Source organism: Simplicispira sp. 125 (assembly GCF_003096555.1).
In the GTDB taxonomy this organism is placed as follows: Bacteria; Pseudomonadota; Gammaproteobacteria; order Burkholderiales; family Burkholderiaceae_C; genus Simplicispira.
In genome coordinates this window covers 744,993-764,502 of sequence record NZ_QEKM01000001.1, presented here as the reverse complement: position 1 = coordinate 764,502, position 19,510 = coordinate 744,993, and the positions used below count along the sequence as shown (strand labels likewise).

Genomic DNA, 19,510 nt, shown 5'->3' with positions numbered 1-19,510 from the left:
CTCTCCGCGACTCAAAACTTCCCGCTTACCGTGAGCGCCACCGCACGCGGAGTGCCCGGCAAGTAGGTAGGGAGGCCCCCTACGGCGTAATCCGACGTATTTATGAGGCCGATGTAGCGCCGGTCAAAGAGGTTAGAGATGCTCAGGCCAATGTCCAGGCGCTTGAACCCCAAAAGGTTCCGGGCCTGATAGTCAATGCCCAGATCGGCCACGGTGTATCCGGAGACCACCTGTTTTTCCTCGGTATCGCCAAAGCGCTTGCCCGTGAACCGAACAGAGGGTGCGATCGACCAAGGGCCTATCCGCCATACGGCACCCACCTTGGCCATGTGCTTGGGCGCGTCCTGCATCTGCATGCCCTTGACGTTGACTACTTTGTTGCTGCCCGTGAGGGCGTCGTCGTCATAAACCGCCTGGTTGTAGGCGTACGAGAAGTACACATCCAGGTTTCTGAGTGGTGCAGCCCCCACCTCCAGCTCCAGACCGTTGGCGTGGGCCCGCGTTACGCTTTGGTGGTAGGCGACGCCCACGGCAGGATCAAACAGACTCAGCTGTTTGTTTTTGTAGCGGGTATGGAAGAACGTCGGTGCGATATAGGCGCTCCCTACATCAAAGCGTGCTCCCAGATCGAAGTTGTCCGATATTTCTGGTTGCAACTTGTACCAGAGGTCATTGAAACGGATACCTGCGGCATCAAAGGCAGCGCGGTTAGAAGTGAAAGCGCTGGCCACTGAGCCCCAGTTCTGGCGGCCGTAGGTGCGGCCATAGCTTCCCCGTAAAAGTGCTGTATCGGCCAGTGGATAGGTAAAACCAAGGTTTGGAAGTGCTTCCTGGAACGTGCGGCCGGTCGAATACATGCCTGCATCAGGCTGCGGCTTGTGGTCGAAAACTGACCCATAAGACACATCGGGCGCGGTTTTTCCAAGGTAGTACGCGAACGATGGATCGCGGTAAATCATGTACCGCAATCCCGCCGTCAACTCCGCCTTGCCAAGATGTGTCGTCGCCGAGATATAGGGGTTGTTGTAGATATGGCGCGTGGTTTTCGCCAAGGTGCTCCACTGCTCAAAGCGCAGACTGCCATCGGGCTGGATGCGATACAAGCGCTGGGAAGTGGGTGGTGGTGGTGCCGAGCTGCTTTGGTACCAATAGCCTACGGTCAAGTTACCCCAGCCATGCTTGGATTCATGGCGCAAATCAAACCCATAGGTATCGTGAACGATCTCCCACCACGTCACGCCTGGAGCACCCAGGGTGTTGGCGCTGCCCGAGAGCGAGTAACCAGTCTCTTTCCAGTAATAGGGCTTGAACACAAGGCTGGCATCCTCACCCGTGCGCAAGGTGGTTTTGCCGAGCAATGCGTTGTTGGTGAAGTCCTGGCGATTGAAGCCGTAGTAAAGCGCATCGGTGGCAGGTTTTCCTGTCAGCGCTCCATTGAACTCCACGTTCCTGTAAGAGGAAGGGGCCTGCACTTGTGCGTAGCTCAATGCTCGGTAGTCGTTCCAGCCCACCTTGTGGTGAACGCCGGTCAATTCGATGGCCAGGCGTTCGTTGACGTCCGTTTGCACTCCAAATTCAACGTTGGTACGGCTCTGATCGCCGGGGCCGCGCCATTTGTCGCTTCCCATGTCCGAAGCAGATACAAAGAAACGCAGAGGAGCAGACAGCTGCCCTGAATCAACCCGTACAAAAGTGCGGCGGAACTTGTCTGATCCAAAAGACTGGGAGGCCTCAACACCAAACGCCTTCTCCGGCCCGCGCAGCGTCATGTCTACCACTGACGAATTGGAAAAACCAAGGCCACTACCCGCCGGTACAGCACCCCGAAAAAGAGTGATGTCATTCATGTTCTCCATGTCGAACAAGTCGCCGCCACCTTTGCCACTGGCAAATCCCGGCTCCCCGGCGATGGGCAGGCCGTTGACAGTGCGACCTATATGCGAAGCACTCTTTCCGCGCACGCGCATGCTCAACTTGTTGCCCAGGCCATTGGAGTCTGCACTTTGCAGATTGACCGAAGGAGCCATTTGCAGGGCCTTCCAAGGATTACTTTGTGCGGGGCCACCCAATGTCCGAATGCCCTCGCGGCCAATCGTGGTGGCGGTATTGGCACGGCTATCGGGCGGCAGCACCATGGGTGCGGGTGCCTCACCGCTCACCGTGACTTCTTCGAGCAAGGCATCAGACCTATCGGCTTTGCCCGGATCCGCTGCCATGGAAAGGGTCGGCGCCCCACAGATCAATAGGGCGATGGCAGTAGCTATCGGGGTACGCATGAGCAATGTCCTCTGAGAATGAAAATTTCTGGAATTCGGCTACTGAGGCCTCGATGGAGCGGCCGCGTTCTCAACCCCTGCCAGCGCTACCGGCGTAAACCCAAGTTCCGCCAGACGCCGCTGGCCAGCGGGCGAAAGGATGTAGAGAGCCAAATCCGATGCCCTCGGATTGGCCGTACGTGCGAATGCTTATTTCTCCCACGAAATGAACGCCCAACGCATGGGGCTTCCCATGCGTTCATTGGGTGTGGCGCGCTCATACCAGGCATGCAGGCGACAGATTTCGTAAGCATCGAGCTCCCCCATCGACCAAGCCACCCGGCGCGCGAAGTCATCAAAATCCACCGCATCAGCGAGTCGGTTTTCGTGCGCGATGTAGTCCAGCCGAGGGTGGACACCCATGCGGTGCAGGATGTTCAGCAGGTAGATGTAGTCGGGCACGCTGGGCACCTGGCGGCCGATGACGGCCTGGATGGCCGGGTCGGTGAAATGGCCACCGACCAGGTGCGTGAGGTAAACGCGCAGGCGCGCCTTGGCGTGCAGACGCTCTAGCGCAGTGGAAATGTCATCCACCGTGGTCGAGCGTGAAGCGACCACGATGTCGCACTGCGGCACGTCGCTCCAGCATTCTTCCCAAGCGCGGTGCAAGGTTTCGACATTGCTCAACCTCATCTCTTCGGCTTTGGCACGCATAGCTTCCAGCATGGCGCAGCTGTAGTCCAGACCGACCACGCGCTGCAACTGCCCGGCTACCGCCAAACCAATCGTGCCAGGGCCGCAACCCACGTCGAGCAGAGAATGCGCGCCGGTCAGATCCATACGCACGATGAATTCGTCGGCATAGCTGCTGCGCAGCGCCTTGCTTGCCATGTCTGCGGCGCGGCGATCCCAAGCGCTTGCATCTTTTCGGGTACGCTGGGTGGTGGCCAGGTGGTCGCGGTAGAGACGGCCAAAGTCGATAGCTTCGATAGTCATACAGGGCTCATAAGGATGGTGATGGTGGGGAGGTGTTCAAGCTCGCGGCCACAGCGCGTTCGCTCACGCCATACAAAGCCGCCAGGCGCTCTGGGGTGGCTGTGCTTATCGGTGCGCCGACGGCCACTAGGCGGCCACCGCCGAGCAGGGCAATGCGATCGGCAATGCGCAGCGCGTGTTCGGGCTGGTGGGTGGAGAGCAGCACGGCCATGCCTTGCTGGCGCAGCTGGGCAATGTGTTCGAGCACGCGGATCTGGTTGCCAAAGTCGAGGCTGGCGGTGGGCTCGTCCATCACCAGCAGCACGGGCTCTTGCGCCAGCGCGCGGGCAATCAGCACCAGTTGGCGCTCGCCGCCGCTGATGGCGGTGTAGATGCGCTGGCGCAGGTGGACAATGCCAAGCGTTTGCAGGCAATGCAGGGCATGCTCACGGTCCTGCTGCGCGGGCGCTGCAAAACGGCCAATGCGGGCGGCGCGGCCCATCAGCACCACGTCTTCGACCGTGTACGGAAAGATGCCGGCATGCGCCTGCGGCACATAGCCCACATGGCGCGCAAAGGCGTTGCGCGACCAGGCAGACACGGGCTCGCCCAGCACCAGCACCTCGCCTGCCAGCGGCGCCAGCAGGCCGAGCAGGGTGCGGAACAGTGTCGTTTTGCCGCTGCCATTGGGACCGAGCAGGCACAGCACTTCGCCGGGCGCCATCGCAAAATCCAGGTCGCTGCCCACACGCCGCTTGCCGTGGCCGATGGTGAGGGCGCAGGCTTGCAGCACCGGCGCAGTGGCTTTCGTCGATTGCGGCGCGGCGCTCATTCGCCCCGCCCCGGCCGCGCCAGCAAGAACAAAAAGAACGGTGCACCCACCAGCGCCGTGAGGATGCCCAATGGCAGCTCGATGCTGGCGACGGTGCGTGCCAGTGTGTCGGTAGCTACCAAGAAACCGCCGCCCAGCAAGAGTGATGCTGGCAGCAGACGCGCAAAGTTGGGCCCCACCAACAGCCGCGCCACATGGGGAACCACCAGGCCAATCCAGCCGATGATGCCGGTCAGCGACACCGCCGCCGCCGTGCTCAAAGTGGCAGCCGCCACCAGCAGCAGACGCAGGCGCACGACGGAGATGCCCAGCGCCTGCGCTTCTTCGTCGGCCAGGCTCAACAGGTTCATGCGCCAGCGCAAGAGCGCCATGGGTACCAGGCCCACCAGCATGACCGGCGCCGTCACCGCGAGGTCGGCCGTGGTCACGGCGTTCAGGCCACCCAGCAGCCAGAAGGTGATGGAAGGCAGTTGCGTGGTCGGGTCGGCCAATATCTTGATGAGCGAAATGCCCGCGCCCAGCAGTGCGCCCACCGCAATGCCCGCGAGCACCAGCACCAGCACCGGGTCGTGCCGCCGCACCAGCCCCGCCACGCCCACCACCGTGCCGACTGCGAGCAATCCGCCCACGAAGGCCAGCGCCTGCACCACCGCCAGCGGCAGGCTCAGGTAGATGCCCAGCACCGCGCCCAACCCGGCACCGGCCGACACGCCCAGGATGTCGGGCGAGACCAGCGGGTTGCGAAACATGCCCTGGTAAGCCGCGCCCGCCGCCGCCAGCCCCGCGCCCACCAACAACCCGGCGGCAACGCGCGGCAGGCGGATATTCCAGACCACGGTTTCCTGGGCGGGCGAGAGGCCCGATTCCGTCCCCGTGATGCGCGCCAGCACGGCGCGCAACAGGTCGGCCGGGGCCATGGGGAACTTGCCGAGCGCAAACGCGGCGACCACCACGGCCGCCAACAGCACGCCTGCCACGGCCCAGGGCAGCCAGATGGCCCGGGCTGGCGGGCAGAGCATGGCGCTCGCCTGCGGAGCCTCTTTCACGCAGGTTGTCATAGGCGTATGACTACCAAATTGATAGCTAATAGCGCTTGATACATAAGCGCTAGAGGCCAATTTATTATCAATTTCACGCCGTACCTTCCAGCAAGGCCGCCACCGCTTTCTGCGACAGATCTGCGCCGTAGAACAGGCGGTAAAAGCGCTGCACAGCCACGGGCAAAGGTTCGAGCGCACGCACCGCCGGGTGCGCGGGGTGCAGCAGTTGCACCAGCCAGTGCACGCCGATGAGCCGGTTCACGCCGGGCGGGCCATCGAGCCAGCCAAACGGCATGCTGGGCGCGCAGTGCACGCGGCGCTTGCGCACGGCGGTGAGCGATTGCCACAGCGGGTCGCTCAAGGCACGGCGCGCAAAGGCAGGGTCTTGGGTGACGATGACCTCAGGGTCCCAGCCCAGGATCTGCTCCATCGAGACGCGGGTGAGCGAGCCCTTGCCGGCGGCAGCGGCCACGTTGCGGCCCCCGGCAAAGTCGAGCACCTCGAGGTTGATGGAGCCTTCCAGCCCTGTCTCCAGGCCGTCGGCGCTGCGGCCAAAGTACACGCGCGGGCGCTCACCCGGCGGCACGGTGACACGCACCTGGGCCGCCAGCGCCAACACCGTGTCGGCATAGGCGGCCAGGCGTTGGCCGCGTTCGGCCACGCCCAGCAGTTGCCCTACTTCGCGCAGCTGCGCTGGGTGGTCGGCCAGACGGCCGTGCACCAGCACGCAGGGCAGGCCGGTCTGCTCGGTCACGCGCTGGGCGGCCGAGATGTAGGTGGCGTCGGCCGTTCCGGAATCGAGGATCACATGGGGCTGCAACTGCACCAGGGTTTCCATGGGCACTGTGCTGCCCCGCCCGGCCAGGCGCCCCACAAACGGAAGATCGCGCAGCGGCGCGCCGAGCAGGCCGCGGGCGGCGTCGCTCAACTGCAGCGGCCAGCCCACCAGTTTTTCAGGGGCCAGAGCGGCCAGCAGCACGCCCGCAGGCGCACCCGCTGCAAACACCCGGCGCACGCGCTCGGGCGGTGGCAGTTGACCAAAACGGGCCGCGATGGTGCTGCCCGCCGGGCCTGCCCAGGCGGGCACACCCCACCAGGCAGCGGCCAGCCAAGGCAGGCCCGATTGCAAAAGGAGGCGTCGCTTCATCGTTCCTCCCACTCCATCGCCGTTTGGCTCTTTTGCATGTCGATGGCCAGGGAAAACCAACTTTGCAGCGCAGAAACGCGGGGCGGCAACTCTTCGCCCAACCCGCCGGTGAAGCGGCGCCAGGCTGGCAAATGTTTTTCACCGACCACCGTCAGCAGCGGGCGCTCGTCGGCCATCAGCGCCAGCAGCTCGGCGGCAAAACCACCGCCCGCCGCCTCCAGCGCGCCAAAACGGTTGGCCACGGTCAGATCAACCCGATCGCGCAGCGCCTGGCGCAGCGCACCGCTGGCTTGCGCCACACCGGCAGGGTCGATGCAGCACGATTGCGACTGCGCGCCCAGGTCTTGCGAGATGGAAAACTCCTCCCCGGTGCGCAGGTCCTGCAACAGCATCCATTTGCCGCCCCCGGGGCGCACCCGGTTGGCCTGCACCACCCCGCCCACGCACCAGCCCTGGGCCTGGAGGCTGCGGCAGAAGTCGGCGAGCAAGCTATCAACACCGCCAAGATGGTCGGGGTGCACGATGGCGGCCAGGGGCGAAGGCGGGATGATGCTCATGGCTTGGGTCCTACATACATTTTCAAAAGCGGTAGCTGCCACGAACAAACCAGGTGCGCCCGGGCAGCGGGAAGCCATCCGACAGCTCATACCATTTGTCGCCCAGGTTGGCCACGCCAAAGTCCAGCGCCATGTCTTTGCGCGGCTTCCAGGTGGCCTTCACACCCACAATCCCAAAGCCAGCCAGGTCGCGGTAGATGGTTTTGCCCGACCCCGCAAAAGCGACCTTGCGGCCCTGCTCGGTCTCCAACGTAGTGCGCAACTCCCAGGCGTCACTGGGCGCCCAAGTCAACGCCGTGTACAGGCGGTGGCGCGGTGTGTCGGTGAGCTGCACGCTCGCATCGCTGAGGTTGCGGCGTGCCAGATAGGTGTAGGCACCGGTCAGCGTCCACTGGCGCGCAAGGGCCTGGTCGAGCGACAGCTCCAGCCCCGCGTGGCGCGCGCGGCCCACGTTCTGGGCCTGTGCGCAGGTGTTGCTGCCCGCGCCACAGGTGCCCACCGGCGCCGCCACATAGACGTTTTGCATCAGGTCGGTGATGCGGCTGTAGAACACCGCCGCCTGGCCCTTGCCACCGGTCCAGGGCGATCCTTTGATGCCCAGCTCCAGGTGGTTGGCCACCTCGGGTTTGAGGTCGGGGTTGGGCAGCGCCGCGCCCATGCGGGCAGAGTAGCGGTCCTTGATGGTGGGAAAGCGCGTTTTGTGCGAGGCAATGGCATAGGCCTCGCTGCCGTGGTCATCGAGCAAGCGGGTCAATTCGACCAGGCCATTGGTGGCGCTGGTCGAGCCGGTGGGCCAGTCATACACCTCTTTGGCATCGCGCTTGTCGTGCGACAGGCCCACGCGCAAGCGCCAGTTTTTGGCGAGCGTGATGCTGTCTTCGACCGCCAGCGACGTGGTGGTGTCGCGGTAGTTTTTGGTCGGCGACGAAGGGTTGGAGTCGTTGTGCTTGTCTTCCTTGATGTGCACGGCCAGGCGCAACTCGTGGTTGGCCACCGCGTAGTTGGCCAGCTCCAGCGATGCGCCGGTGGAGCTGTCGTTGTACACGCTGGGGAAGCTGGTGTTGTTCAGCTGCGTGGCGTAGCTGGCGTTACTGAAGGCAAGAATGCTGTTCTTGTAGGTGTCGTGGAACACCCGGGCCTTGAGCACATTGTTCTGGCCGATGCGGGTGCTGCTGATGAAGTACACACTGTCCTTGTCCCAGAAAGGCCACTGCCAGTAGCGGATGCCGCTGGTGGACTGGCCGGTGTACACCGGGTTGCCTTTTTCGCCGTCCTGGCGCACGTAGCCCAGCGCGTATTCGTCGGTCGCATTGGGCGTGAGGCCCACTTTGAACGACAGGCGCTGGTCGGTGCGGTAGGCGTTTTCGCGCTGGCTGCCGGTATCGGTGGGCTTGGCCTTGTAGTCCTTGAAACCCTTGGGCAGCGGAAAGCCGTCGGCATCCAGGTACGACAGGCCCAGCTGCGCGTACCAAGCACCCTGCTGGGTGCCGAGGTTGACCGCACTCATTTTTTCGGAACCCGAGCCCACGCCCAGCCGCACATCGCCTTCAAAAACGCGCACCGGCTTGCGCGTGACCAGATTGATGGCGCCGCCCAAGGTGTTGGGGCCATAAAGCAGCGATGCGCCACTGGTGGCCACACGGATCTCGGCCAGGTCAAACGTGGTGAACCGCCCAAAGTCCACATAGCCGTCGTAGGGCACATAGAGCGGCACGCCATCGACAAACATGGGCACCTGGCGCGCATCAAAACCGCGCAGGTACACCGTGTCCTCGTTGCGGCTGTTGCGGGACAAACTGACACCGGGCATCTTGGAAACCGCCGCCCCCACCGTGTCACTCCCCGTGTTCTGTATTTCTTGCTTTTCAACGATGCGCTCATCCCCTGAAGACACATCGCCTGCACGATCCCCTGCACGTCCCGTAACCACCACCGTTCCCAATTCAAAGGCCCCCTCGGCGGCCACTGCGGGCAAGGCGGTGGAGAAAGCCAGAACGATATGCACCACCAAAGGCCGAACCACATGGCACGCCCTACTCCCACTATGGTGGACAGACATCACATTCGCGTGTGCTCTCGTGGCGGCATATCCGTTTTTTTCAAACACGCTTTTCCCCCTCATTTTTCATTCCTTTTCATTTGGCGTCATGCAAAAATGCTTGCGAAAAGCACATCACATGACGGATAAGAAGCCATAAATTTTCACATCGAAATGTTTTTGAAAACATAACGATATCCAAAAAAAGCCTCGCGGATCTGATACCCATCAAAAAAGATTGAAAGTTCCGTTCATGACATTGATGTCCATCCGCATGTATCGATGTGGTTGTCGCGATACATTACCTCCGCGTCACCCCTCACCGCCTCGTATCGCCATGAAATCAAAAGTCCAATTCCGTGTGCGTATTTACCGCGACGACTGCATTGCCATCGGCCCCGGCAAGGTACAACTGCTGGAGTGCATTGCCGAGACGGGCAGCATCTCCGCCGCCGCCCGACAATTGGACATGTCTTACCGGCGCGCCTGGCAGCTAGTGTCTGAAATGAACAGCGCATTGATTGAACCCGTCGTCAACACAGCAAAAGGGGGTGCCCACGGCGGCGGTGCCGGCCTGTCATCCACCGGCATCCGACTCATCAAGCATTACCGGGCCATGGAGGCTGCTGCGCGCGCAGCAGCGTCTGCGGATATCGCCGCACTCAACCGGCTCCTTGCGCCGTAGGGTAGGGAGTGCTGCATGCCGCTAGTACGACGGTCGGCATCGCCGCCACCGACAGGCCCGTCGACTCAAGGTAGGAGCCGTGGCGTTGTTGCTCACGCGGCCATAGTTCACCTGCTACTGTACCGAGACCAGCTCCAGCGATAGCGGTCCAAATGCCGTAGAGGATAGGAATTGGCTCACAGGCCCTCCCTGGTAGGGACTGTCTCCACCTCGTTCAGCCACGCGGTAAATACAGCCCGTGCCACCTGCGGCAAGCCGGATTGCAGAGCTTGCGCTTCGCTGCGCAAGGCACGCGCGTCGATGCCAGCCTGCGCCAGTTCGCAGGCATGACCAACGAGCCAGCGCTCAATTTGGCGCGGGTTGGCCTCCAGATGGCATTGCAGGGCCAGCACATTCGCCCTATGCTGAAAGCTTGATTGGCACAGGTTTGTGTCCCCGCCAGTCTCGTTGCTCCGTCGGGAATGCCGAAGTGATCGCCATGCCAGTGCAGCACCGGCGTTTGGCACAGCGCCGCCAATGGTGACCCCTCGCCATCCTGGGTCAGTGTCAGTGGCGCAAAGCCGATTTCCTTGACACCCATGCTGGCAACACTTGCACCAAGTGCGCGGGCAATCAGCTGTGCCCCCAGGCAGATGCCCAGCAGCGGGCGCCTGCTTGCCAGCCACTGCTGAACTACCGCCAGTTCGTCGCGGACGAAAGGGTAGATGTGGTCATCGAAGGCGCCTATGGGACCACCCAGTACCACCAGCAGATCAGCCGCTGCCATGTCAAGGGCATGCAAATCATCGGTGGTGGCATCTACATAGCGCACCGCATAACCGCGCGCCACCAGCAGGTGGCTCGAGCGTACCCAGGTCTTCAAAATGCAGATGTCGCAGGGCAATGACGGTTTTCACGGGCGTGGCTCCTTGGTACTGGGCTCGCCGGGCCAATAGTAGCTATCCGGCAAGGGGCGAGCGCCAAAGATGGCTTGGCCAACACGAACCACCGTGGCGCCTTCCTCGATGGCGATCTCGAAATCGCCGGACATGCCCATGGACAGCTCCTCCAAGGCGATGCTGGCGGGCGCACTCTGGCGCAACTGGTCGCGCAAAGTGCGCAGCAGAATGAAGCACTGGCGCACCCGCTCAGCATCGGAAGAAAACAGCGCGAGCGTCATCAGCCCTCGCACGCGCAGTGCCGGGAAAGCGGGCAGCGCGCGCAGGAAGGCCGGAACGTCCTCGGGCGACAGCCCGTACTTGCTGATCTCGCCCGAGGTGTTGACCTGCACGAACACATCCAGCGCGCGGCCCTCAGCCTGCAGGCGTCGCTCCAGCGCCTCGGCCACGCGCAGACTGTCCAGTGCCTGGAACTCACTGGCGAAGCGCGCCACCAGCCTGGCCTTGTTGGTCTGCAGATGGCCGATGACCGACCAGTGCAGATCAGTCAGATCCTGCATGGCCTCCCATTTGCCGAAGGCTTCCTGCACTTTGTTTTCACCCAGCACGCGGCAACCCGCCGCGTAGGCCAGGCGCAGGCTGGGCTCAGATTTGGTCTTGCTCACCGGCAGCAGGCGGACCGTTGCAGGATCGCGCCCGGCACGGTAGCAGGCGGCGTCCATGCGGGCGCGCACCGCAGCCAAGTTGTGCCGGAAGTCATCGACCGTGGCCGCCTGCGGATAGCGGCCATCCTGGTTGTGACGGGTCTGTGTGTGCGATGGCTCAGGCATTTGCTCTCTCCTCGTTGATCGCGGGTTTGGCAGTCGGTGCCGCGATGGCCTGTCGCCCATGGCGCGGCCGTTGTCCATTGAGCACGGCATGGGCCACCAATCCAATTACCAGGCCCCAGAATGCGCCACCGATGCCCAGCAATGTGATGTTGGCCGCCGAAGCCAGGAAGGTGATCAGAGACGCTTCTCGCGTCTTCATGTCGGCCAAGGCGGTGGCCAGGCTACCGCCAATGGTACCCAGCAGCGCCAGGCCCGCCAGCGTCGTGATGAAGGTCGCCGGAAGGGCCATGAAGACGGCGGCCAGTGTCACGCCGAACACGCCCACGAGGATGTAGCTCACGCCTGCGGCGATGCCTGCAATCCAGCGCTTGGACGGATCTTCGTGCGCTTCCCGGCCCGTTGCGATGGCTGCCGTGATGGCCGCAACGTTGAAGGCGTGTGAGCCGAACGGCGCCATCAGCAGCGAGCCGAGCCCGGTCAGCGTCACGATGGGATTGGCGCTGGTCTTGAACCCGTCGTTGCGAAGCACCAGCATGCCCGGCATGTACTGGCCGGTCAGCGTGATGACGAACAGCGGCAGTGCGACGCCCAGCAGCGCATTGAGCGAGAACACCGGCATGGTGAAGACCGGCGCGGCGAGCTTCAACGCCAACCCCGACAGGTCCACCCGATCCTGCATCAGCAGAAAGAGCAGCCCCAGCACCAGAATGCCAACGACGGCATAGCGCGCGCTGAATCGCTTGAGCACCACGTAGGTCACGATCAGCAAACCGGCCAACAACGGATCGATGCTCATGCCGCCGAAAGCCTTGATACCAAATTGCAGCAAGATGCCTGCGAGCAAACCTGCCGCCACACCATGTGGAATCAGTCGGATCAGGCGCTCGAACCATCCCGATAGGCCTAGCACCACAAAAGCAGCGGCTGAAATCAGATAAGCGCCCACCGCTTCGGCATAGGGCGTGGTCGCCAGCGCCGTCACCAGGAACGCTGCAGCCGGCGTGGACCACGCGGTAATGATCGGCTCGCGCGTCAGCCAGCTCAGGATGATTCCCGTGGCGCCCACGCCAATCGAAATCGACCACACCCACGATGCCGTCAACTCCGGGCTCAGGCCCGCCACCTTGGCCGCCTGGAACACCAAAATGAAAGTCCCGCCATAGTTGACGATGACCGAAATGAGACCCGCGACGATGGGATGGGTGAGGTCGAGCAAGCGGGAGGATGGGGAGGACGAGGCGGATGACATGGCTTGTATCGGGCTCTTGAGAGTGATCTATTGGACTGAATCTGGTAAGGATTTATAGATCTTTAATGGCATACTGCGCCCCACCAATTTTTTGATGCGATACCGGCCAATTGTTCAAGCATGCACAACTCGAATCCGTAAAAGCCTGGGTCCTTGATCCGGCAAATGGAGCGTTGCCCTTGCACGCGCGCATTCAACGCGCGATTCGGCAACTGATACTCGACGGTGCACTCGATGTCGCCACACCGTTGCCGGCTTCCCGCGCCCTGGCGAAGTCGCTGGACGTGTCACGCGACACAGTGGAGTCGGCATACAGCCAGTTGCATGCTGAGGGTTTTATCGAGCGACGCGTGGGCAGCGGCAGCTTCGTTTCGGAGCGGGCTTTGCGTTTGCCTGGACGTGGCACGGCGCGGCGCCTTGGACCACAGCGGGTACCTCTGCAGCTGAGCCAGCGCGGTGCGACCATGTACCGTGCTGGCGGGGTACGAGACTTTCTGACTCCTCGCCCGTTCGCTCCTGGCGTTCCGGAAACGCGCACTTTCCCACTGGCCACCTGGGAGCGGCTGGAGCGGCAGGTATTGAAGGACTGGGGCACCACAGCGCTGCTGCACAGCCCCCCGCAAGGGATGGAACCGCTACGGCGCGCGATTGCCAACTACGTCAACCTCGAACGCGGCGCGCATGCCACCCCCGAGCGTGTGCTGGTGGTCACCAGTTCCCAGCAAGCCTTGACCCTGTGCGCTACCGTGCTGCTGGACGCTGGCGACCGCATCTTCACTGAAGACCCCGTGTACCACGGCGCGCGCAAGGCGTTCGACGCCGCGGGGCTGGAATGCGTGCCCGTCCCGCTGGATGCCGAGGGAATGCAGGTGGGGCACCTGCGCAAGGTGCGACAACCGGGCAAGGCGGTGTTTCTTACGCCTTCGCACCAATTTCCGACCGGAGTCACGTTGGCACTGGACCGGAGGCTGGGCGTCATCGAATGGGCCCAGCAGCACCATGCCTGGATCATCGAGGATGACTATGACAGCGAGTTCCATTACGCGGGCAAACCCACGGCCTGCGTACAGGGGCTGGACCCGCATCAGCGAACGATCTACATCGGCACGTTCACCAAGTCGATGTTTCCGGGCTTGCGCATTGCCTTCATGGTGCTTCCGCCTGAGCTTGTGGCGCCGATGACCGCCGCACGCACCTTGCTGGATGGACACAGCGCGCCAATTGCGCAACTGACCCTGGCGCGTTTCATGGAGGGTGGGCATTTCGGGGCGCATGTGCGAACCATGCGTGCCGTCTATTGTGAGCGGCGCGATGTCCTGGCGCAGCTCGTGCGCGAGCACCTGGCAGACTTCGTGGAGCCAGAAGTGCCGGACGGCGGCATGCAAATGCCTTGTCGGCTAATTCGCGATATTTCCGAACTGGAAGTCATGGGCGCAGCGCAGCGTGCCGGTATCGATTTGCTGGGGCTTACGCCATTGCATGCATCGGGCGCTTGCCGACCCGGGTTCCTCATGGGCTTTGCCGCGTATGCGCCGAAGGAACTGGAGATCGCGGTGAAGAACCTTGCGGTTGTACTGCGTGCGCTAGACCGCTGAGTCTACTCGTCCAGTCAATTAGCCGATGCCAGGGCCACACTGTCGCCCGATCTCCCACGACACCCCGTCGCCGCGCAGCATCGCAGCTATCTGCTGCCCCAGTCGCTGTTCGATCACCGGCTTCCACGGCACCAAGCAAAGCCCCATCTCATCCTGTAATCGAGCATCGCATAGCGCCTGCTGGCGAGCATGGCACTGCGGCGGAAGATGCCCGCCACGCGCTGGCCGCGCCGCTCGGCCAGTCCCCATTCGGACAGGAAGTCGGCGCGCAGCTGCAGCGCCTCCCTGACTTCGCAGCCAAAGCCCAAGTCCCCCACCCCTTTGCCGCCGCCGATCAACTGTTGGTCCAGCCAGGTGGCGCCAATCACGCGCGCCTGCCGCTCGATGGGCAGGTGCGATTTCAGCTCCACGGCCACGCCGCCCAGGCGCTGCACATCGTAGCGGCGGCCCTGTTCGGGCAACTCGCCCGGCATCTTCCATAGCCCCTCAGTCACGCGCTTCACGATGCCGCCCCCGTGAAGGGGCTTCGAGCAGTGGATGTGGCCCGCAACGGCTTCAAACGGATCACGGCCCGGCCCGACCTAACTCGACGACTAGGTGATGATCGGTGACCGCGCTAGTCGAGCAAGCGGCGTGCCATAGCGTTGATGGCCAGATCAATCGCCGCGCACTCGCCCTCGTCGTCGCCCTCGTCGTCGCCCTCGTCGTCGCCCTCGCCGTCGCCATCGTCAATGAACCAGGCTGCCGACAAGCCGGTCCATGCAACGATCCAGCGCAGAAGCCGTTCCGGCTCGAGCCCCGGTCTCGGCGGCCACAATGCGGAGCCGGGCCTCCAGCCTGCCCGGCAGGACCGCAAGCGGCCGATCAGGGTCGCTGAGGTCCGGATTCGTGAAGATGTTGACATAGTCGAAGGTGCGCTCGCCCAGCAGCCCGTGCGGGTCGATGGCCAGCCACCCGCGGTCGCCGAAGTCGAGCACATTCTCGTGGTGCAGGTCGCCGTGGAGCGGGCACACCTCGCGTGGCGCCGCAAGAAGTTGGCGCGCCACGCTGGCGGCGGGCGCAAGTGCTGCGTGCTCAGCGGCCAACCTGAAAAGCGGCTGGAACCATTCCTGTAGGGGATGGAGCTCGGGCAGCGGTCCGGGCCGCGGAGCATGCAGGCGAGCGGCGGTGTCGCAGAGGATCTTGCAAGCGTCGTCGTCCTGGCCGGCCCAGGCCATCCGGGCAAGGTCACCAGCTCCGAACGCGCGCTCCATGAGCAGAGCGCCCGCCGCCGAGGCGAAGACCCGTGCGGCGCCCTGCCCGTCCCACCAGGTTAACAGGCGGTAACCCGCCTCTTCATCGGAAACGCGTGCGACCTTCAGCACCGCCGGTATGTGCCCCTGGCGAACAGCAAGCACCCAGCTCGAGTGGGTCGTGAGCAGCGCACCGTCGCCCTGCAGGCGCCAGCGCTCCATCCACGCAGTGACCTGGGGCGGAAAACGGGAAGGCGCGCTCATGAGATGCCTGCAAGCTATCCGTTCTGTATCAACCGCAAGAGCGTGCCATCCGGATCGACCAATGCGGCCATCGTGCCTCCCCACTCCTGCAGTTCGGGGGCGTGGATGCGGGGACAGCCTCTGCTGGTTTCCTGGATGCCGACGGATTTGCACCGCTCGTAGAACCCAGCGAGGTCGTCCAGCCTCAGGCAGCAACTGAACCAACTCGCGAGGGGATCGAGCTCTGGGTGGGCGAAGAACTCCAGCCTGAGATCCCCCCGCTTGAGGATCATCCAGCCGGAGTCCCGAAAAACGCTCCTGAAGCCCAGCTTTTCATAGAAGGCGGCGGTGGAAACGAAATCCCGTGATGGCAGGTTGGGCGTCGCTTGGTCGGTCATTTCGAACCCCAGAGCCCCGCTCAGAAGAACTCGTCAAGAAGGCGATAGAAGGCGATGCGCTGCGAATCGGAAGCGCCGATACCGTAGCGCACGAGGAAGCGGTCAGCCCATTCGCCGCCAAGCTCTTCAGCAATATCACGGGTAGCCAACGCTATGTCCTGATAGCGGTCCGCCACACCCAGCCGACCGCAGTCGATGAATCCCGAAAAGCGGCCATTTTCCACCATGATATTCGGCAGGCAGGCATCGACGAGATCCTCGCCGTCGGGCACGCGCGCCTTGAGCCTGGCGAACAGTTCGGCTGGCGCGAGCCCCTGGTGCGCTTCATCCAGATCATCCTGATCGACAAGGCCGGCTTCCATCCGCGCACGCGCCCGCTCGACGCGATGCTTTGCCTGGTGGTCGAACGGGCAGGCAGCCGGATCAAGCGCATGCAGCCGGCGCAGGGCGTCGGCCATGAGGGATACCTTCTCGGCGGGAGCAAGGTGAGACGACAGGAGATCCTGTCCCGGCACTTCGCCCAATAGCAGCCAGTCCGTTCCCGCTTCAGTGACAACGTCGAGCACAGTTGCGCAGGGAACGCCCGTCGTGGCCAGCCACGATAGCCGCGCTGCCTCGTCCTGCAGTTCATTCAGGGCACCGGACAGGTCGGTCTTGACAAAAAGAACCGGGCGCCCCTGCGCTGACAGCCGGAACACGGCGGCATGGGAGCAGCCGATTGCCTGATGGGCCCAGTCATAGCTGGATAGCCTCTCCACCCAAGCGGCCGGAGGACCTGCGTGCAATCCATCCTGTTCAATCATGCGAGACGATCCTCATATATCGTCGGTCAACGCCGGATGGGCAAAATACCAGGCAACCCGACTGGCGAAGAATTTGATTGCAAGGGGAAGATATGGTCATTAATTAGATCACTCTGGGGTGGAGCCTTACACAAAAAGACCAGTGATCATCCATGGCAACATCATGATGCAGCGCCGTGAATGACCGGGCGGGCGCTCACCATTTACGGAATAGCCATGCTGTGCATCCCTGCGACGATACGAGAAAAACTGCACGATGCCCTCTGTGCCTGCTCTGCTGAGAATCATATACAGCCTTCCAGATTACATTCCGGTCATGTGCAAGCGCCTACTTTGGCATGCCACCATCGACCTTCTATCGGGGTTGACCGGAATGCGACCGGATGCCCACGCAGTACTGCTCGGTCAATTCAAATAGCGGACATTCAGTGATGGCGACTATCCCAAGGCAGGCCCTCTCTGCCGTCCGATCTCCCACGACACCCCGCCGCCGCGCACCGTTGCGGCGATCTGCTGCCCCAGCCGCTGTTCGATCACCGATTTCCACGGCACCAGGCTGAACCCCGTGCCGTCATCGAGCATCGCGTAGCGCCCGCTGGCGAGCATGACGGAGCGCCGGTAGATGCCGGCAACGCGCTGGCCGTCCGTGACGGGCCGGTGCGCCAGGCCGGTTTCGACCGCGATGTCCTTCGCGGCTCGCTCCAGTTCGCGGCCACGCAGCGTGCCCAGCAGATTTCGGGTGAGGATCACGCGCTGCCCGCGCCGCTCGGCCAGTCCCTGTTCGGCCAGGAAGTCGGCGCGCTGCTGTATCGCCTGCTTGGCCTCACTGCCAAATCCCAGGTCGCCCAGGCCCGAGCCACCGTCAATCAACTGATGGTCGAGCCAGGTGGCACCGATCACGCGGGCCTGCCGCTCGATGGGCAGGTGCGATTTCAGCTCCACCGTCACGCCACCAAGACGCTGGGCGTCATAGCGGCGGCCCTGCTCGGGCAGGTCGGCGGGCACTTTCCATAGCCCCTCGGCTACGCGCTCCACGATGCCCGCCCGGCGCAGGGCTTCCAGGCGCCGGACGTGGGCTGCCACGACCTCCTGCGGGTCGCGGCCGGGCATGGCCTGGCCCTGCGCGATGGCGAGGTGATGGTCGGTGCGATACAGGCCATCGCTCGCCAGCGCGGCGATGTTGCGGTCGGCCGCCCGCACGTCGGCCGATCTCTTCACTTCCACCACGGCGCCGGTCGGATAGTTCGCCAGCTCGTCGCGGGCGTTGAGCGCGACGTAGTGAGCCTTGCCGTCCACCCCGTCGATGACCAGATAGCTCCGGTCGCGCAGCTCGTCGGCCAAGCCCTTGGCGGCCACGCGACCGACGATGGTTCGGCCATCGTTACCCGGCTCGAACACCGCCAGCTCGCGCGGCTCGCCGCGCATGGCCCGCTGCATGGTGCGGATGATGTCACCACGCTCGCCCAGGGCGCGTAGGGTCTTTTCCGCGTCGGCATGGACGGCCCAGGTGCCCGGCTGCATTTCGTCGGCCAGGCCCAGGAGCTGCAAGCGTTGCAGGCGGCCGATCAGCAGCAGACGCTGGCGTTGCAATCTCGGCTCGTTGAAGCGTTCGACATGCACCCGGCCATCGTCGCCGGCTTCACGCTTGAGCGTGCGATCCAGACTCGTCCACCGCTCCTGTTCCACCTCGCGCCGGAAGGACTGCTGGATCTCCAGCTCGGTGCGCGGCCCCAGCCATTCGGTCGCCAGCTCGGCGGCCCGATGACGGAAGCCATTGGCGATATAGTCGCCCGCGATGATGAGGTCTTTGCCGGTGTCGTCGCGCCCGCGCACGACGATGTGCGTGTGCGGGTTGTCGGTGTTCCAGTGGTTGACGGCCACCCATTCCAGTCGTGTGCCCAAGTCGGCTTCCATGCGGCCCATCAGGTGCCGCGTATAGGTGCGCAGGTCTTCCAACTCGGCGCCGTCCTCCGGCGAGAGGATGAAGCGGAAGTGGTGCCGGTCGTCGGCGCAGCGTTCCTTGAAGGCGTCGAGGTCGGCAGCATCGGTCTGCGGCCCGTAGGCTTGGCCTGGCTCGCCATCGCGGCCCACGCCATCGCGCTCGATGTAGCGCAGGTGCTTGGCAAGCGACTGCGGGCTGGCCTGGCGCTGGTTGACCAGCAGCGTCTTGATGGTCACGCGCCGCGACATGGGCGTCAGCTTCGCCCCGGCAAAGCGCGCCGCCGTGTGGCCGCGGCCCAGGCACGAGCCGGGCCGATGCCCGGTTCCTGCGCCCTTGCCAGCTCTCCCAGGACGGCGCACCGAGGACTTGCCGCTACTGGCCTTGCCCGCCTGCTTGAGCACCGTGGAAACGAAGCCCTGGCCCCGGTTCTTCGGGGCGCTGGGACGGATGCGGAAATCGTCGTCGCGGCGGTCGCTCATGGCTGTCTCTCCGTAAAGCTACGGCGTGTCCGGTCGTGCGAAGCACGCGGCCATGCCTGCATGGGCGCGGGCTTCGCGCCACAAGCGGCACGGCGGCGAAGCCGTTGCGTGCCGCGCCACCCCCATGTGCAGACTGGCTTTGCGGGCCGATAGGGGCCGCACCCTTTTGTCTTGCCTTCCGCCTTTGCCCCTCGCTGGCGCTCCGGGCGTCGGCGGCCCGGCGGCGCTGTACTGCTTGCAGCCAGCGCGCCGGCGAACGCGGCCATGGCCGCAGGCCGGGCGCGTTCGAGGCAAGACACCTGCACATGTGGAGGCGGCGCCGGATGTCGTGC

At 63.8% G+C, this 19,510-nt stretch carries 14 protein-coding genes and 3 pseudogenes; 2 read left to right on the top strand and 15 right to left on the bottom strand.

The annotated features are described in order from the left end of the window. Positions 1 to 11 precede the first annotated feature (11 nt). The 7 genes from C8D04_RS03550 to C8D04_RS03520 all read right to left on the bottom strand — a co-directional run bounded on the left by C8D04_RS03550 (position 12) and on the right by C8D04_RS03520 (position 8,865). Positions 12 to 2,135: a TonB-dependent receptor gene (locus C8D04_RS03550; RefSeq protein WP_158550275.1), complete on the bottom strand. Its 2,124-nt coding sequence runs from the start codon at positions 2,133 to 2,135 to the stop codon at positions 12 to 14. A gap of 330 nt (positions 2,136 to 2,465) precedes the next feature. Beyond that, positions 2,466 to 3,251, bottom strand: coding sequence for a class I SAM-dependent methyltransferase (locus tag C8D04_RS03545; RefSeq protein WP_116003618.1), 786 nt, complete (start codon positions 3,249 to 3,251; stop codon positions 2,466 to 2,468). 7 nt (positions 3,252 to 3,258) lie between these two features. Next, complete coding sequence (locus C8D04_RS03540) at positions 3,259 to 4,062, bottom strand: ABC transporter ATP-binding protein (protein WP_116003617.1); 804 nt, start codon at positions 4,060 to 4,062, stop codon at positions 3,259 to 3,261. Further along, positions 4,059 to 5,081, bottom strand: a complete 1,023-nt coding sequence (locus C8D04_RS03535; RefSeq protein ID WP_165829114.1) for an iron ABC transporter permease — start codon at positions 5,079 to 5,081, stop codon at positions 4,059 to 4,061. Before C8D04_RS03535 ends, C8D04_RS03540 begins: the two co-directional genes overlap by 4 nt. Before the next feature lie 112 nt (positions 5,082 to 5,193). After that, positions 5,194 to 6,249, bottom strand: a complete 1,056-nt coding sequence (locus tag C8D04_RS03530) for an iron ABC transporter substrate-binding protein (protein WP_116003393.1) — start codon at positions 6,247 to 6,249, stop codon at positions 5,194 to 5,196. Continuing rightward, positions 6,246 to 6,806, bottom strand: a complete 561-nt coding sequence (locus C8D04_RS03525; protein ID WP_233521098.1) for a DUF2478 domain-containing protein — start codon at positions 6,804 to 6,806, stop codon at positions 6,246 to 6,248. The genes C8D04_RS03530 and C8D04_RS03525 overlap by 4 nt, the downstream gene beginning before the upstream one ends. Positions 6,807 to 6,828: 22 nt before the next feature. Continuing rightward, positions 6,829 to 8,865, bottom strand: a complete 2,037-nt coding sequence (locus C8D04_RS03520; RefSeq protein ID WP_116003616.1) for a TonB-dependent receptor — start codon at positions 8,863 to 8,865, stop codon at positions 6,829 to 6,831. Between the two features lie 316 nt (positions 8,866 to 9,181). Here C8D04_RS03520 and C8D04_RS03515 point away from each other — a divergent pair, with 316 nt between their 5' ends. Then, positions 9,182 to 9,529: a LysR family transcriptional regulator gene (locus tag C8D04_RS03515; RefSeq protein WP_116003615.1), complete on the top strand. Its 348-nt coding sequence runs from the start codon at positions 9,182 to 9,184 to the stop codon at positions 9,527 to 9,529. 176 nt (positions 9,530 to 9,705) lie between these two features. Here the strand turns inward: C8D04_RS03515 and C8D04_RS03510 are convergent. The 3 genes and pseudogenes from C8D04_RS03510 to C8D04_RS03500 form a co-directional block, all read right to left on the bottom strand. Beyond that, positions 9,706 to 10,425 (bottom strand): annotated as a pseudogene (locus C8D04_RS03510) (glutamine amidotransferase). Beyond that, positions 10,422 to 11,237, bottom strand: coding sequence for a YggS family pyridoxal phosphate-dependent enzyme (locus tag C8D04_RS03505; RefSeq protein ID WP_116003614.1), 816 nt, complete (start codon positions 11,235 to 11,237; stop codon positions 10,422 to 10,424). Before C8D04_RS03505 ends, C8D04_RS03510 begins: the two are co-directional and overlap by 4 nt. After that, a complete protein-coding gene (locus C8D04_RS03500; RefSeq protein WP_116003613.1) occupies positions 11,230 to 12,486 on the bottom strand; it encodes a benzoate/H(+) symporter BenE family transporter in 1,257 nt (418 codons plus the stop codon). The genes C8D04_RS03505 and C8D04_RS03500 overlap by 8 nt, the downstream gene beginning before the upstream one ends. Before the next feature lie 110 nt (positions 12,487 to 12,596). Between C8D04_RS03500 and C8D04_RS03495 the strand changes: the two genes are divergently transcribed. Beyond that, a complete protein-coding gene (locus C8D04_RS03495; RefSeq protein WP_116003612.1) occupies positions 12,597 to 14,081 on the top strand; it encodes a PLP-dependent aminotransferase family protein in 1,485 nt (494 codons plus the stop codon). Between the two features lie 18 nt (positions 14,082 to 14,099). Here the strand turns inward: C8D04_RS03495 and C8D04_RS03490 are convergent. From C8D04_RS03490 to C8D04_RS03470, 5 genes and pseudogenes are all read right to left on the bottom strand, one after another. Then, positions 14,100 to 14,690, bottom strand: a pseudogene (locus C8D04_RS03490) (DUF3363 domain-containing protein); the annotation flags it as partial. A gap of 7 nt (positions 14,691 to 14,697) precedes the next feature. Continuing rightward, positions 14,698 to 15,577 (bottom strand): annotated as a pseudogene (gene aph(6)-Ic / locus C8D04_RS03485) (aminoglycoside O-phosphotransferase APH(6)-Ic). Between the two features lie 14 nt (positions 15,578 to 15,591). Then, the gene (ble, locus tag C8D04_RS03480) at positions 15,592 to 15,954 is read right to left on the bottom strand and encodes a BLMT family bleomycin binding protein (RefSeq protein ID WP_116003611.1); all 363 of its coding nucleotides are present in this window, start codon (positions 15,952 to 15,954) and stop codon (positions 15,592 to 15,594) included. A gap of 20 nt (positions 15,955 to 15,974) precedes the next feature. Further along, positions 15,975 to 16,757: an APH(3')-II family aminoglycoside O-phosphotransferase gene (locus C8D04_RS03475; protein WP_116003610.1), complete on the bottom strand. Its 783-nt coding sequence runs from the start codon at positions 16,755 to 16,757 to the stop codon at positions 15,975 to 15,977. Between the two features lie 438 nt (positions 16,758 to 17,195). Then, on the bottom strand, positions 17,196 to 19,178 hold the full coding sequence (locus C8D04_RS03470) for a relaxase/mobilization nuclease and DUF3363 domain-containing protein (RefSeq protein WP_116003609.1): 1,983 nt from the start codon (positions 19,176 to 19,178) through the stop codon (positions 17,196 to 17,198). Between the last annotated feature and the right edge of the window lie 332 nt (positions 19,179 to 19,510).

Coding starts and splice junctions, on each gene's coding strand:
- C8D04_RS03550 (WP_158550275.1), bottom strand. CDS start 2,135: ATGGTGCTGCCGCCCGATAGCCGTGCCAATACCGCCACCACGATTGGC.
- C8D04_RS03545 (WP_116003618.1), bottom strand. CDS start 3,251: ATGACTATCGAAGCTATCGACTTTGGCCGTCTCTACCGCGACCACCTG.
- C8D04_RS03540 (WP_116003617.1), bottom strand. CDS start 4,062: ATGAGCGCCGCGCCGCAATCGACGAAAGCCACTGCGCCGGTGCTGCAA.
- C8D04_RS03535 (WP_165829114.1), bottom strand. CDS start 5,081: ATGCTCTGCCCGCCAGCCCGGGCCATCTGGCTGCCCTGGGCCGTGGCA.
- C8D04_RS03530 (WP_116003393.1), bottom strand. CDS start 6,249: ATGAAGCGACGCCTCCTTTTGCAATCGGGCCTGCCTTGGCTGGCCGCT.
- C8D04_RS03525 (WP_233521098.1), bottom strand. CDS start 6,806: ATGAGCATCATCCCGCCTTCGCCCCTGGCCGCCATCGTGCACCCCGAC.
- C8D04_RS03520 (WP_116003616.1), bottom strand. CDS start 8,865: ATGTCTGTCCACCATAGTGGGAGTAGGGCGTGCCATGTGGTTCGGCCT.
- C8D04_RS03515 (WP_116003615.1), top strand. CDS start 9,182: ATGAAATCAAAAGTCCAATTCCGTGTGCGTATTTACCGCGACGACTGC.
- C8D04_RS03505 (WP_116003614.1), bottom strand. CDS start 11,237: ATGCCTGAGCCATCGCACACACAGACCCGTCACAACCAGGATGGCCGC.
- C8D04_RS03500 (WP_116003613.1), bottom strand. CDS start 12,486: ATGTCATCCGCCTCGTCCTCCCCATCCTCCCGCTTGCTCGACCTCACC.
- ble (WP_116003611.1), bottom strand. CDS start 15,954: ATGACCGACCAAGCGACGCCCAACCTGCCATCACGGGATTTCGTTTCC.
- C8D04_RS03475 (WP_116003610.1), bottom strand. CDS start 16,757: ATGATTGAACAGGATGGATTGCACGCAGGTCCTCCGGCCGCTTGGGTG.
- C8D04_RS03470 (WP_116003609.1), bottom strand. CDS start 19,178: ATGAGCGACCGCCGCGACGACGATTTCCGCATCCGTCCCAGCGCCCCG.